The 13,985-nt window shown below is 59.8% G+C and carries 14 protein-coding genes and 1 pseudogene; 8 read left to right on the top strand and 7 right to left on the bottom strand.

The annotated features are described in order from the left end of the window. Window positions 1-403: 403 nt before the first annotated feature. Window positions 404-1,315 (bottom strand): hypothetical protein, encoded by a 912-nt coding sequence (locus tag D5301_RS05645; RefSeq protein ID WP_110711965.1) that lies wholly within the window; start codon window positions 1,313-1,315, stop codon window positions 404-406. 655 nt (window positions 1,316-1,970) lie between these two features. Beyond that, window positions 1,971-3,314, bottom strand: a complete 1,344-nt coding sequence (locus D5301_RS05650; RefSeq protein ID WP_228756328.1) for a MobA/MobL family protein — start codon at window positions 3,312-3,314, stop codon at window positions 1,971-1,973. 455 nt (window positions 3,315-3,769) lie between these two features. Here D5301_RS05650 and D5301_RS24170 point away from each other — a divergent pair, with 455 nt between their 5' ends. Continuing rightward, a complete protein-coding gene (locus D5301_RS24170; protein ID WP_324187283.1) occupies window positions 3,770-3,937 on the top strand; it encodes a hypothetical protein in 168 nt (55 codons plus the stop codon). Between the two features lie 74 nt (window positions 3,938-4,011). After that, entirely contained in the window at window positions 4,012-5,679 is a 1,668-nt protein-coding gene (locus D5301_RS05660; protein WP_228756347.1) for a type 4 pilus major pilin, read from the top strand. A 205-nt stretch (window positions 5,680-5,884) separates the two neighbouring features. Here the strand turns inward: D5301_RS05660 and D5301_RS05665 are convergent, their stop codons facing one another. Further along, a complete protein-coding gene (locus D5301_RS05665) occupies window positions 5,885-6,466 on the bottom strand; it encodes a hypothetical protein (protein ID WP_324187273.1) in 582 nt (193 codons plus the stop codon). Window positions 6,467-6,776: 310 nt separating this feature from the next. Between D5301_RS05665 and D5301_RS05670 the strand changes: the two genes are divergently transcribed. Then, the gene (locus D5301_RS05670) at window positions 6,777-6,938 is read left to right on the top strand and encodes an integrase arm-type DNA-binding domain-containing protein (RefSeq protein ID WP_219635146.1); all 162 of its coding nucleotides are present in this window, start codon (window positions 6,777-6,779) and stop codon (window positions 6,936-6,938) included. A gap of 93 nt (window positions 6,939-7,031) precedes the next feature. Here the strand turns inward: D5301_RS05670 and D5301_RS05675 are convergent, their stop codons facing one another. Both D5301_RS05675 and D5301_RS24175 read right to left on the bottom strand, forming a co-directional pair. Then, complete coding sequence (locus D5301_RS05675) at window positions 7,032-7,169, bottom strand: hypothetical protein (protein WP_153855108.1); 138 nt, start codon at window positions 7,167-7,169, stop codon at window positions 7,032-7,034. 335 nt (window positions 7,170-7,504) lie between these two features. Beyond that, window positions 7,505-7,891 carry a hypothetical protein gene (locus D5301_RS24175; RefSeq protein WP_228756329.1) on the bottom strand — a complete coding sequence of 129 codons (387 nt, stop codon included), beginning with the start codon at window positions 7,889-7,891 and terminating at the stop codon, window positions 7,505-7,507. Here D5301_RS24175 and D5301_RS05680 point away from each other — a divergent pair. From D5301_RS05680 to D5301_RS05690, 3 genes and pseudogenes are all read left to right on the top strand, one after another. Beyond that, window positions 7,890-8,417, top strand: a complete 528-nt coding sequence (locus tag D5301_RS05680; RefSeq protein ID WP_228756330.1) for a CPBP family glutamic-type intramembrane protease — start codon at window positions 7,890-7,892, stop codon at window positions 8,415-8,417. The genes D5301_RS24175 and D5301_RS05680 overlap by 2 nt on opposite strands. Window positions 8,418-8,673: 256 nt before the next feature. Further along, a pseudogene (locus D5301_RS24180) lies at window positions 8,674-8,895 on the top strand (hemolysin D); the annotation flags it as partial. A 372-nt stretch (window positions 8,896-9,267) separates the two neighbouring features. Then, window positions 9,268-10,773 carry a S8 family serine peptidase gene (locus D5301_RS05690; protein WP_228756331.1) on the top strand — a complete coding sequence of 502 codons (1,506 nt, stop codon included), beginning with the start codon at window positions 9,268-9,270 and terminating at the stop codon, window positions 10,771-10,773. Between the two features lie 48 nt (window positions 10,774-10,821). Here D5301_RS05690 and D5301_RS05695 read toward each other — a convergent pair whose 3' ends face one another. Then, window positions 10,822-12,255 carry an MFS transporter gene (locus tag D5301_RS05695; protein ID WP_153855110.1) on the bottom strand — a complete coding sequence of 478 codons (1,434 nt, stop codon included), beginning with the start codon at window positions 12,253-12,255 and terminating at the stop codon, window positions 10,822-10,824. A 108-nt stretch (window positions 12,256-12,363) separates the two neighbouring features. Between D5301_RS05695 and soxR the strand changes: the two genes are divergently transcribed. Both soxR and D5301_RS05705 read left to right on the top strand, forming a co-directional pair. After that, complete coding sequence (gene soxR / locus D5301_RS05700; protein WP_032128280.1) at window positions 12,364-12,834, top strand: redox-sensitive transcriptional activator SoxR; 471 nt, start codon at window positions 12,364-12,366, stop codon at window positions 12,832-12,834. A 93-nt stretch (window positions 12,835-12,927) separates the two neighbouring features. Then, window positions 12,928-13,413 (top strand): hypothetical protein, encoded by a 486-nt coding sequence (locus D5301_RS05705; protein WP_153855111.1) that lies wholly within the window; start codon window positions 12,928-12,930, stop codon window positions 13,411-13,413. Window positions 13,414-13,427: 14 nt separating this feature from the next. Here D5301_RS05705 and D5301_RS05710 read toward each other — a convergent pair whose 3' ends face one another. After that, on the bottom strand, window positions 13,428-13,889 hold the full coding sequence (locus tag D5301_RS05710; RefSeq protein WP_153855112.1) for an isoprenylcysteine carboxylmethyltransferase family protein: 462 nt from the start codon (window positions 13,887-13,889) through the stop codon (window positions 13,428-13,430). Window positions 13,890-13,985 lie beyond the last annotated feature (96 nt).

Below are 13,985 nucleotides of genomic sequence, written 5' to 3' on the forward strand. Positions count from 1 at the left end.
GCCACCGCCACCGCCACCTCGTGCGGGGGGCGGGAGGATGTTCGACACTTCCTTGCCGGAGTCGAATTGCTCACCGCGCCAAGTATACTCAACACAGGAAATGCCATTGCAGACGGTAACGATGTCGCCCACCAGAATTCGGTCGGGCCGTGAGACATTCCAGACTTTCCCTCTTGTGGGGTTGCGACGATCTATCTCATCGGCAAGAAGTTTACTTGTCCCCTCATCTGGATTTGGAGTGCTTAAAGTGCAACCTATAGCGCACTGAATTACTCCCGGGTGTTTTCTCGCCAGGAGGTCTCCAGATGCCAGCAGCAGCGCGACCCCGAACAGCGTGAAAATGGACGCATTGCTAACACGGAAAATACCCCCCACATTCATGGCTTGCATAGATCATCCTTTATCATGGGACACAACAGTTATGGAAGATTTTTTCAGACAACGCTAGCGCATCGGCTCGCTCCCTACTGCTGAGATCGCTCTCCGCTTTGATAACGTCGTCGCTGGTGTAAAGTCGAGGATTGATGCGACTAAGCACACGGGTATAGGCCGTTGCTGCGACCGGGTCTCTTTCTCGGGTCCGCCCATAGGTGTAGGCTCTTTTTAAACTTCCCAGCGCGGCAAAATTTCCTTGGCTTTCCATCTCATTGAGATATCTAGATGAATTCTCTTTCCATTGAGCAAGCTTCTCTGGATCATGAATAACGTCATCGAGCGATCCGATAACTTCCTGTGGCGATACTGAATAAGCGAGCATCGCCTCCTGCGACCCCATGGCCGCGGCCTTTGAGAGCCAATCGGCCCGGTAAATTTTTTGATCCAGCACCAATGATTCACACTCCTTGAGAAGCCGCTCTGATCTTTCAAGGAACCAACCGCCTGATCCGAGACTCGAGGCAGAATCGGCCAACTCGTCGGCCCGATCTGATGTGAAGGTTCGGCACTGATCAATGGTTAGATATATTTCGTAGGTTGCCGTGGCGTCGCCCGATTCGGATCGTTGAATCAACTGCTTAACATGGGCCAGTGCGTCGCCAGGAGGACGGAATTCACGACCACGGATGATCTCGTAGGCTTTAGGGCCCAGAGCCTTATATGATCCGGGCGGGATCTTTTTCTCCAGTTCCAATTTACGTGCGCTTGTTGCGGGAAAGGCGGGTGAATCGCCCCTTCCAATTGGTGCATTCTCTTGGACCTCCTTCTCCTCAGATTTTCGCTGCGCATCATTTGCTTGCAGTCGGTGGCCGAAAACTGCACCAATCACGACAGCCCCTGCTGCTGCGGCTACAAAGATTCCAATTAGCTTCTTCTTCATCTATCGATCTCACTTCTCCGTCGAAACGGAACAATTACAAGGGAAGGAAGGCAAGGTTCTAGGTCTTCCGCCGCCTTGTACAGAGCAAAAACGCTGAACGAAGCGCATCACCCCCGGTGCAACTCGAGGCCATATTCATCATTCATTCATAATTTTGCGTGGAGCTGAGAAAGCGCGTGCCACTTCACTTGGTGCTCGGCCACCCAAGGATCCTAGGTATCAGAGGCAAGGCCCGCGCTGTTTGCCTTGGCTCACCTGCTGCCCGCTCCTTGTCAGTTGCTCCGAAAGCGTGCGCGTTGGGGTCGTTCCAGAGCGCTGCGATTTGTGCGGCTGTGCTGTATCAGCAGTGATTGGATAGCGCTTCAGCATTGATGCTGCGAGCTTATCCAAAGCTTCTACACTCGTAGCTGCCTGTGCCGCATACTTCACCTGTGCTGCCAGGCCTGTCGCTAGACGCGCAGCATCGCGCCGCGTCCGGCGTCGCTCAATGCGCTCTTCACCACTCCGACGCCGCTGCGCCCAATCGCGCCTGCTACTGCTCCAGGGCGACGGCTTGGGATTCTTCCTCTCCCATGTCTCCAATTTCATTTTGGCTTCCGTGAGTGAAATGTCTGCCTTAACTTCGGCCTGTAACCTGCGCTCCCATCGAGTGGTGTCACGAGCCACCTGTTTCAATGAACTGTGAAGCTCGCGCATATCGTTTCGATATGACGCCCTCGGGGGGGTAGGCGCCCGCCCTGCTCGACATGTCAAAGAGCGTGGCGACCGTCGAAAGGCTTTGCCGAACGGTGGCATCTATACCCTCCAGCCACACCCGCCTCGCTTCCATCTCCAGCTGCTCTATTTCGGCTTCGTAACGAGCCATGGCCTCGTCTGCTTGCTTGTTCGCAATCTTGCTACGAAGGCGGCTAGCCGCCTTCATCAAAGCTGGCTTGAGACTTGGCGGAAAGCGCGAGGCGCCCGACCCCACTCGCCCAGCGCGCTGCGCTACTGATACTGGCCATGTTTGCACTCGTGGGGGCGCCACCGCAAACTGCCCGAGGTGTGGTTGCCGCACTTCTTTTCCAACCGCTGCAAGCCTCTCACGTTGAGCTGCTTCTTGCGTATGGGAGCGTGGCGTCGCCATCACCCTTCCCTCTTTCTCCAAGCGTTCCAGGTAGTCACGCAGTTCAATGCGATTGGCGTTTTGGATTTGGTTGTTTACCGTGCCCCGCTCGCTATCTTCACCCCTCCTACGCATCGCGGTTGCTGCCTTACCCTCGTGCTGGGCGGCTTCACGAGCCAACACGGCTGCGAACCCAATATGGCCATCAGCTTCGGCGGCATGCGCTTGCTTAGCCAGACTGCGATGATCGACACGTTCAGCGACCTGTGCTCGTTCCAGATGCGAATTGATACGGTCAGCAACCGCTTCACGAAGAATGCGGATAGCCTCCGGACCTGCGCCACCACGCGCATCAAATTCAGCGCATGCACGTGCACCCAGGCCTTCAGGACCGATCTGACGCGGTGTCATCAGGAGATGCACATGGTGATTGCGCTCATCTCCCTTCTTATCGGGCTCATGGACTGCAACAAGCACCGCAACCTGATAGCGGTCAACCAACATCTGACCCAAATCGCACGCGAGCGCACGACGCTGCGCTTCGTTCAGCTCTGCAGGCAGAGCAACTTCAAGCTCTCGCGCCGTCCTGGCGTTTAGCCGGGTCTCGGCCATTTCCGAGCGATTGAAACAGGCGACCGGATCTCGCGCCCATTCGGGGGCATTTTGCGGAGCCAACATATCAACCGAGGCAACGCCACTGCGCCTTGTGTAGCCGTGTTTGATACCGGTCAATTCGTCATTAATCACAATGCCCGCACGATACGCCGCAGCGGCAGTAGAGGAATGACCCTTGCCGCGCGAAAAGGCTTTGACGGTGGCGTGATAAATGGCCATTTCGATTTTTGTCCTTGCTCCTATTCTTGTTTTTGGCGACACCCCGAAGGGGGCTAGCATCGGGGGCGGCCTGCGAAGCGGGCCGGGGTCTGGGGCGGAGCCCCGGCGCACGGTTTCCCGCAGGGAAACCATAAGTGCGCTCTTGCTTTGATCCTTGCCGCCCCTATTCGTGACGGCTTCAGGCAAGAGACCGGGGCTCGCTTCGCTCGCGTTTCCCGCTAGGGCTGGCTCGCTCTCGCTCGCCTGTGCCCCTCTATTTCAGGATGACAGGGAACTGCAATATGACAAGTCGATGACTTGCCAATAGCCGATTTTCTGTTTGCATGAGGTTTAGGACATTACGAGAACTCAACAATGGCAACACGCTCTATACAAGAACAAATCACCGCCGCTACTGAGCGTCTCGCAAAATTGAAAGCACGGGAGATGCTGGCCGAGCAAAGATCAAAGCAAAGACAAGAGCTAGCGAACGCAAAGCAGACGCGCACCGCAAGATTCTCCTGGGCGGCGCGGTCATCGCCGCTGGGGCTGATTCACTGGATGAGGCTGAGCTTGTTGGCCTCCTACTTGGGTATCGAGAGCACATCTCAAAGCCGGCCTTCGTTCAACAACGAAATGAGATGCGCACGCGCGGGCGAATGCATCTAGCCGAGCGAGAAGTCTCTCGCGCAAAGAAGCGCTAACCATGAAGCCATCAAGCCGCCCGCATCCGCAGCGTGGCATCTCATTGATCGAGCTGATGTTTGCGACGGGTGCTATGACACTTCTTTCCGGTGCGGCATTCGCTATCTATCAGGCATCGGAAAACAACGCAGATGTTCGCGCGGAACAAGCGAATATTCACACCATTGCTCGAAATGCAGATATGACTTATGGAGCGCTCGGCTCCTATGCGGGACTGACAACCGCTCAGGCTATTGCCGACCGCGTTCCACCCGTTTCAATGAACTCTGGCATTGGCCTAACGAGCCGATGGGCGCAACCCGTTATTCTTGAGCCTGCCACTATTGATGGCCGCCCCAACGCAGGGTTGAAGATTGTTTACCATGCGGTTCCAACGCGTGCGTGCCTAAAGCTAGCTGCTGCAGCGAGTGGAGGCATGTATGACCTCGAAATAGACGACACATCGGTCTTCAATCGCGGCAATAATCATCGTCCGACCCAATTGGACATCCAGGCCGCGACTCAACGATGCAGGAATCCAGCACGGCTCGCGTTCACATACTACGGCGGCGCTACTGGCCTGTCTGCGCAAGTTCTCACACCCGTTGCACTGCCACCGCCCCCTCCAACATCAGCTCCGCCACCACCGGCCCCGGTGGTGGCGCCACCGCCCGTAGCTGTTACTCCACCTGCTCCATCTCCTGGCTGCGGAGCGGCTCCCACGGCTCCAGCCACAGGAACGGCACCTACGGGTCAAACGTGTTCGTTTATTTGGAATTCGGTAGCTGCTCCTGCTTGCTGGTCTCCGCTGGCGTTATGCGTGCCAATCGCCGCTCAACCTCCAATCCCAACCGCACCACCGGCGCCACCCGCCGTCACTCCTCCTATTGTCCCTCCCGTCATCACACCCGCCTGCTCAGCGCCATTACCGTTGAGCGAAAGCGCGGCGCAAACGGGCGTTTGTCCTTCAGGCACTCTCACCATCAGTGGCGCCACTTCTTTTCCGCAGACCCGCACCCGCACTACGACGTATTCATGCCCCGACCCGTTCGCAAGCCCAATCGCGCTGACGGGACCATGGTCAGCCTGGTTACCGGCAGCAGCGAGTATCTGTGCTCCCGCATGCACGTCTGCGCCGCCAACCAGCGTTGCAATCACGCGCGCCTCGCCAGCAGAGAGCCAGAACGTGGGTTGCCCGGCTGGGCAGGCAGGTCAGCACTGGCAACAACGCAACCGCGTTGAGAACGGCACGCGCACCACGTCCTGGTCCTGCCCGGCCGCGACTGGGTCCCCGGTGTCGAGCACCTCAGAGAGCTGGAGCGGCACCTACACGGCATCCAGTGGCTGGGTTACCACCTCCAACACCTGCACGCCTCCGGCAAGAACCTATCCGACCTACACCGGAAAATCGTGGATTTCCTGGGGCGACGGTGGGCTTTACGGCTGGGGCGTGTTCTGCTCGGTGTCGCAGTTCCTCGCTGACCAATTTCACTGCACGCAGAGCGTTAATACCAACGATGACGCGACGTTTTCGGGCGGCCTCGCGAGACCTCAAGAACAGACATTGACGCCAGAGTGCCGGACCTGCGTCGCCGCACTTAAACAGAAGCTGACTCCAATGCCTGGATTTGGTTCCCCAAGCACCGGACCAGTCAATTGGCCAACAGAGTGCGCCTGTGATGTGGTCGGGAATGGCTCGGCGTTCTACTGGCAGACCGTGGGCGCATCGGACTGGTCAGCCTTCGAGTTCCAATGCCAGTAAACGGCTATTGGTTCACTCCGTGGAGAGGGAGACCAGGCCAAGCCGCGCCAAGCCAAAAAAAAGCAAAGCCACCGCGTGAGCGAGGGCTTTGGGTATCGGCGGGCAAAGCAATTTCCTTAATTTTTCTAAGCTGCCCATAGGGCAGTGAACTGCCGACGTTCCAAATCTAAGGCAGCTCAAGGCGTTGTCAAGCCACGGACCTGCATCACTCCGTGGAGAGGAAGACCGGGCCAAGGCGCTCGGTCTTTCCGTTGACCAGATGCAGCAACTGCCCGCCAGCAATCAGCCAACCGTCTCCGTTAGCGCGGTCGGCTCTGCTAAACCCTACTGCTCCGTCGTTGCGCAGGGTCGGGGCCCCGGCATTGCCGTCCTTGTAGAAATGGCTCCACGCCCTGGCGGCCGGTGTCATCGTCAGCAACTTCTGCCAAGGATGGCTGTGGATGGTTTCGCCGGTGAAAGCAGAACTTTCCATCACCTCGCTGGTCCGTATGGCACAGCCGTGTGGCACACCATCTGTGTAGAGGCGCAGGGAAAAACGCTGGCCGTCGCTGGCAATCGCGCCACAGGCCTCGTTCCCGCTCTGGCGGGTGTAGTCATGAAGCACTCGCCCGGTGCGCCGGAGGAAGTCCGGTAAAGCCTCGCCGGGTTCGCTGACATGGTCGCCCAGATGCTGGCGCTCCCAACCCTGTTTGGTTCCGGCGGGCGGAACTGAACCGGCCTGCGCCACGGCCTCACCACACGCTCCAAGCCAAATGGTCAACACCACCATCACCGATGCAATGCGCACAACTGCTCCTAAGCAGTTGCGCTTTGCACCTCGGCCCCATGCCGGGTATCATCAGAGGCATCAAAATTTGCACCTTTTGGAAGCTAAATATCTTTTGCTTTCAATAGGTTGCAAATGGGCGCAAATGGCTCCGCCCACCTCCACCAACGAACGGTTCGTCAAGGACCGGAGAAGCCCGGAAACCCCGCATCACAAGGGTTTCCGGGCTTTTTTATTGTCCGCAGCAGACCGGGGCAATCCGTTTCAATCCATGAGACGGTGGGGGTATATCAGGGGGTATCCGACCGCACCCACTGAAGCGATACCCCCAATGCCTCTGACCGACGCAGCCATCAGGCGCGCCAAGCCGCAGAAGATCACCGACGGCGGCGGCCTGTACCTGTACCTCTACCTCACCCCGACCGATGCACGCAGCGGGCGCTGGAAGTACCGCATCGCGGGCAAGGAGAAGCTGCCGTCGATTGGCCTGTAGCCGGACCAATTTCTGAATCGGTTGCCCGCCTCCAGCTGGTCAATCCCTACGACCATTGCACCAGCATCGGTCGCTCTCACGCACCCTCCCACTTCACGCCCGGCGGGAGGTCTGCACTTCGTTAGCCGGGGAGATCCAGTACCCGACCCCGTCGTTGTACACCACGGCATAGTTCAGCTCGAAAGTGACGTCTTTGGCCCAGACTGGCCGGACAATGTCGCTGAAACTCATGATCTCCGATATCAATTCTGACCCAAGGCGCGCCTACTAATTGGGCTGCAGAACAATTTGGTGTCGCCTTCGACCACATCCACCCTGCCGCCCCAACGAGGATTCAGCACTAAAGTCGCTGCATCTCGAATTCCATCGAGCATCGTAGAACTGGAACTCGCCCCATATTCTGAAGCCATCGCTGCGGAGATTTCAGATCATTTTTTTGGCGAAGTTCACGTCTCGGCGGCGGCGCTGCGAGAAACGAAATCTCACAACACGGTTGACAGGTCCAGAGGGGGCTCGCAAGGATGACCACCCCAACAACGGGGAAACAAGGATTCCATATCCGTGATCTAAATAGAACTGAAGTTGCAGAGATTTCGGGTGGTTCGGGTAGCATTCAATTCCAGATTGGTCGGAGCAACGGCACTCACGTGCGCGGAAACTCCGAGAAAATCGGAGAAATGGCGTACCGCTATGGCCGAATCGCACCATTCAGTGGAATCGGCGCTGCAGGGATGATCTGGAAGCACATCATGATGAAGTGATGCAGTAACCAAAGCCCCGACCTGAGTCGGGGCCTGGAACATGGGAACAACATTTGTGATCAACAAGATAGCGCTCTGGAAGCCTCGCCCCATCGCAGAAAACAAAATATTCGCGGCGGCGATCGCAATAGTCAGCGTCGGTGCGGCGCAAGGAATTCTAAACCATTTCGACGTTTTCGGATCGAAAGCCATGACCGAACTTCTAGCCTTCCTTGTCTGCGTTTGGCTTTTCCCCAATGAGCCGGGGAGAAAGTGGACATTCCCCCTTGGATTGAGCTTGGTGACTATCGGGCTATTGGGAGGGGCAATTTGGGTTTTTTTCATTGGATTCCCCCAGAGGCACGAAACCAACTTCCCCCTCCTATCGGACGTGCCCTTGAAGTTCTATATCCTCGGTCTAGTGACAAGCTGCATCGTAGCTCCACTATTTGAGGAGAAGACTGTGAGGCATCTCCTTTGGGATGGAGCCTCCCATTACTTTGGGAAACTGGCAGCCACCATCGGCGTAAGCGCGCTATTTGCAGCGGTTCATGTCGATGGAATGATTTCGGCCTTCCTCGTCTCGGTAACCCTCTGCATCGGAACGCAATTCTTCAATCTCAACTCAGCGCAGCGATCAATAATTCACGGCATCATCAATTTATCTATGCTGCATTGGGTTCTTCTGTATCCGACACTCCGTGAATTTATTCAGTCAACCTTTGGTTCGTCATCGTAACCACAGGAGCGGGGTTGGCGCTTTTTTAGAATAATTTATCGCTAAAGCATGGGGAACGGGAACCATCAATTGCCTCCCCTGCTTCTGCCCGCTTGGCGATTCTGACAGCACCATCGCTTTGCGTCTCCGCTGCCTTCTCTTTCCATCCCAAGATCACATTATTGAGGGTCTAGCCCATTGAAGTCGTGATTCAATCCGAGGCAGCTGAATGCGGGCTCGCCTGCCTGGCCATGGTCGCCTCGCATCATGGCAACACTCTCGCAGCGCCTTGACGGGGAACCAGAAGGACGGCGACACGAAGCAGTCTCTATATCGAGTCCTGGTCTCGTTGGATCAGCAGGGAGTGCTGGCATACGGGAGGATGGAGCCGCTTCGCCCTGGCATGCAAATCGAGGCAGATATCATGGGGGAGCGTCGCAAGCTTTATGAATGGCTGCTGGAACCGCTCTATTCTGTGTCCGGAAGGCTGAAGGGCTAGTACGCGATGGCTCGATTGGACCGGCAGCAGTAAACGGTTCGTCACGAACCGAAGAAGCCCTGAAATTCCACCAGCGTGGGTTTCCGGGCTTTTTCATTTCCCGACCAGCTTCGCTGTGAAACTCCCTGAAAAGGCGCCACATAGATCGAAGTCCGACAGGACATGTCGGCATCGGTCATCTTCTCTCGCTTTCGACATCACTAAACCACTTCAGAAATTTCCTACCCTCTCCTTGGGGGGGATGTGTCCGCGAAGCCGTTCGTCCTTGGTCGCCATCAAAAGGAGACCACGGGACACCTGCACCCTTCACATCCAAGCCGAGCCCGAAGGGCACGGCCTGTTCGACACATCTTCCACAAAGGAACTGTATCCATGCGTACGTCGCTTCGGGTTTCCCTTGCCAGCGCCATCACCCTGGTCCTGGCCAGCGCCCCCGCCTTCGCCCAACCCACCGAACGGGTATGGACGCGAGGCATGGCCAGCAACGAGCAGTACAGCAGTTTCATCGTCAAGTACCGGGACGGCAGCAGCAAGCGCGTCTCCGCCACCACCGCGCAGGATGCGCTGAAGAAACGCCTCGGCGTCCAGCAGCGCAGCAAGCGTTCGATCGGAAGCGCACCGCCAGCAGCCGCGTCCGTAACCCATCAACGCCGCATGGGCGGCGGGGCCGACGTCGTTACTACGGACAAGCCACTGGACCTCCCGGAAGCGCAGATCCTGATGCAGCGCATCGCCGACGATCCGGATGTCGAGTATGTGCAGCCGAACTACATGATGAGCGCATTCGCCACACCGAACGACCCACGCTACGGCGAGCAGTGGCACTACAGCAATCCGACCAGTGGCGCGCGCCTGCCCGGCGCGTGGGATCGCTCCACTGGCCAGGGCGTGGTGGTGGCTGTGGTCGATTCGGGCTACCTCAACAACAACGACCTGCAGGCCAACCTGCTGCCGGGCTACGACATGATCTCGTCGACCCGTCCGTTCAGTGATTGGCAGTGCATCATCGGCGGAATGAATCCCGGCTGTGGCGGATCCGACGATGGCGATGGACGCGACGCCGATGCCTTCGATGCCTCGGGCATCGCACACGGCACCCACGTCGCCGGAACGGTCGCTGCGGTGACCAACAACCAGATCGGCGTGGCCGGCGTGGCCTACAACGCGAAGGTCGTGCCGGTACGCGTACTCGGCAACCAGGGCAATGGCGGTTCCGCCGACATCATCGATGGCATGCTCTGGAGTGCCGGTATCAACGTGCCCAACGTCCCGGCCAATGCGAACCCGGCCGAAGTCATCAATCTCAGCCTGGGCGGCCGCCGCGCCTGCTCGCCGGCCGAGCAGGATGCAATCGACGACATCACCGCGCAGGGCACGATCGTGGTGGTCGCCGCCGGCAACAGCAATCTGGATGTGTCCGAGTTTGCTCCGGCGAACTGCAAGGGCGTGATCGCGGTGGCTGCCAACGATCAGGGCGGGCGACGCGCGTTCTACTCCAACTATGGCGCAGGCATCCATATCACCGCACCCGGTGGTGAAACCTGGTCCTGCCGCGCGTCCGTCGGCGAGTTCCTGCCGCTGGCCACGCCGCCTAGCCAGGCCAACTGCGCCCCGACCCGTCAGCATCCGGCGCAGGGCATCCTGTCCACGGTGGGTAACAACGCCTTCGACTTCATGTCCGGCACTTCGAAGGCGGCGCCTCACGTCGCTGGCATCGTCGCGCTGATGCAAGCGGTGGCGCCGGTGCCCAAGACCACCGACCAGGTCAAGGACATCCTGCGTCGCACTGCGCACCCGATCGCCGCAGCGAACTGCCCGGGTGGCTGCGGGCCAGGCATCATTGACGCGGCCGAAGCCGTGAAGGCAGCCAGCAACTGATGGCATGGCGCAGCGGCCCGGCAAGGTCGCTGCGCCCTCCTCCGTTCCTCAGTTCACGTCTGCCGGAAAGCGGCATCGCTTCACCAGCAGCATGCCCAGCATCGGCGCCAACGCGAAGGTGGCAAACAGCCACCGGGCCGCACGCGCGGTTCCCTCGGCCCCGCCCGGCTCGATCAGTCCCGCTGCATTGGCGACCATCCCGGCAAGCGCTGCCCCGGCCGCGGTGGCGAACAGCTGGATGGTGGTGATCGACGCACCGGCGCGCTCCTGTTCCTCCGGCGGTGCAGAGGTCAGAACACGTGTCAGCAGGTGAGGCCAGGCCAGACCCACGCCGATCCCGATGACGGCCAGCGCCACGCAGATCGGCACCATCTGCAACCACGTACCGCTGCCCGCAGCCGGCACCCGCAGCGCCAGCCCGATCATGCCCACCCACCCCAGCGCCGGGCCGATCATCAACGCCCGGTCAACGGCGCGCCCGCTGAAGCCGGAGCCGACCAACGACCCGAGCGTCCAACCGGCCGCCATCAGCGCCGCGAGGTAGCCCGCAGCAAGCGGTGATTGCTGATGCAGCACCTGCAGGAACAGTGGCACGAAGACCTCGCCGCTGGTGATCATCACCACCAGCAGCGACATCAGCCCATACAACGCGGCCAGCCGCGAGCGGAGCCGGAGAGCGCCGGAAGGAAGCAGCGTCTGCTTCGCTCGGGACTCGATCCTCATCAGCACCACTGCGAGGAACACGGCCATCACGATGCCAACGAAATTGTTGACTGCGCTCGAGGATGTACTGCCAAGGGAGACGCTGATGACGGCCAGGGTCAGCAGCAGGATCTGCAGCCACGGGACCGAGGACCTGGCCGCAGCTGAAGACGATGCCTCCCTCTGCGGAAGGACGTTCGACGCCAGCAGCGCGAACAACACGGCAACCGCGGTGACCGACCAGAATGCGGCCCGCCATACGCCCCATTCGGCGAAGACGCCGCCCACCGCAGGCCCGATCAACGTCGCCACGCCCCACATCCCCGAAACCAGGGCCATCGCGCGGGGCCAGAGCGGTTCTTCGAACGCGAGCCGGATCATGGCGTAGGCCAGTGCGAACAGGAAGCCGCCGCCGACACCCTGCACCAGCCGCCCCACCAGCATCATCGGCATCGAGGTCGCGAGCGCGCAGATCACGGCACCGGCTGCGAAGATGAGCGTCGCCAGTGCATAGCTTCCACGAGGCCCGGCACGTTCAAGCAGCTTGATCGACAATGCCGACCCCAGGATGGACGCGACCACGAAGAGCGTGGTGTTCCATGCGTAGAGATCCAGGCCACCGATGTCCTCCACCACGGTTGGCAACATGGTGGTGGCGATGTAGACGTTGACCGCATGCAGTGCGACCCCGCCCGCCAGGGCAAGTGAGCGCACTGCATTGCGGCCGGACAGGAGATCGCCCCAGCGGGTGCCGGGGACGGCGATGCCTTGCTGTTCCATTTTCGTTCAAACCTATGATTCATGACCTGCAGCCCAGGGTTCACATGCAGGAAAAAGGGAACTGCCTTATAAAACCTCATGTATTGATGAGGTCAAGGAACCCCGGCCATGAAGATCGATGTCAGCGTTCCGCTTTCCGTGGGCGAAGTCGCGCGTCGCAGCGGGGTCAGCATTGCCACCGTCCACTTCTATGAAGCCAAGGGACTGATCCATGGCTGGCGCAACAACGGCAACCAGCGCCGCTACCGCCGCGACGTGCTGCGGCGCATTGCCGTGATCAAGGTCGCACAGCGTGCAGGCGTTCCCTTGGCCACGATCAAGATCGCGCTGGATGATCTTCCAGCCGAACGGGCGCCCAGTTCGAAGGACTGGGCAAGGCTGTCCAGCAACTGGCGCGACATGCTGAACGAGCGCATCCGCAGCCTGGTCCAGCTGCGCGACCAGCTTGACGGCTGCATCGGCTGTGGTTGCCTGTCACTGAAGGACTGTCCGTTGCGAAACCCTGGCGACCAGTTGTCACAACGCGGCGACGGGGCCGTCTTGCTTGAATCGGACGACGGCAGCCGGAATGGGTCATGATCCATTGCTGCACGCGGTACTGACTGGAACATCGCACAATGAGGCGGCATCCTCCGTCCGTGTTGCTGTCCACTACCTACAGAAGGACCTGCGATGAGAATCGTGATCATCACCTCAGCCCTGCTCCTGGCTGCTTGTGCCGCGACCCCGGCTGCGCACGCGGCTGCACCCGCCATCGCGCCGCCCGGCACCGCAACACTCGAAGCCCTGCTGGCCTGCAAGGCAGGCTCGACCTTCAGCGAAGCCGAGGCCATCGATGCCCTGCAGGCAGCCGGCCTGGCCAGGAAGCCTGGTGGCACGTTCGAGCCGGAAACCACGCCGGTCGCCCTGTTCGGCGGTACCGTCACCCATGCCGACGTGAATGTCGCCGAGGGCGAGAAGAGCATCTTCGTCTACTTGAACGGTGTCGACCCCAAGCGCCTGGCCAAGACCTGGTCGGTGACCACGGTCAACGAATCCGCCAACACCGAAGCACCATCCTACGTGAAGCGCGTCGACAAGCACCACACCCTGCACGTGATTGCCGGTGATGATTACGAAGGCTATTCCGCTGCCGTGAAGTGCCAGATCACACCGTGACGGCCTGACCCGCGCTAGAGCCAGCGCCGTATCCGCTGGCGGAAGGCTGCGTATGCCTCGGGAAAGCGGGCCGACAGTGCCCGCTCTTCCGGCATGATCTGCCATCGGTTGATGTACAGCACGAACAACGGCACGGCCAGCAGTGCGGTCAGGTTCTGCAGGTACAGCATGGCACCTGCCAGGACAGTGGCCTGGCCCAGGTACATCGGGTTGCGCGTGTGGCGGTACACGCCGTGCGTGACCAGCACGCTCGACGTCGCAGGCCGCAGGGGGTTGACCGTGGTGCCCACGCGCCGGAAGGCCAGCTTCGGCAGCAGGTTCAATACCACGCCGAAGGCCATCACCAGACCCGCAAGCAACTCCAGCACGGGTAGCTGCAGCGCCGCGCCCGGCTGCCATCGGCTGCCCATATAGCCGATGGCGGCGCACAACAGCATCACAAGAGGCGGAGGAACACGGGTCCCAAGCCATCGCATCGCAGCCCCGCATTCATCCTGTTCACCCCAGTGTCACACGGGAATGCCTGAATCGCCCGGTTGGCGGCATTTCCGCGCTCCAAACCGACCGCCCGG

Source organism: Stenotrophomonas sp. MH181796, from assembly GCF_009659995.1.
GTDB lineage: Bacteria > Pseudomonadota > Gammaproteobacteria > Xanthomonadales > Xanthomonadaceae > Stenotrophomonas > Stenotrophomonas riyadhensis.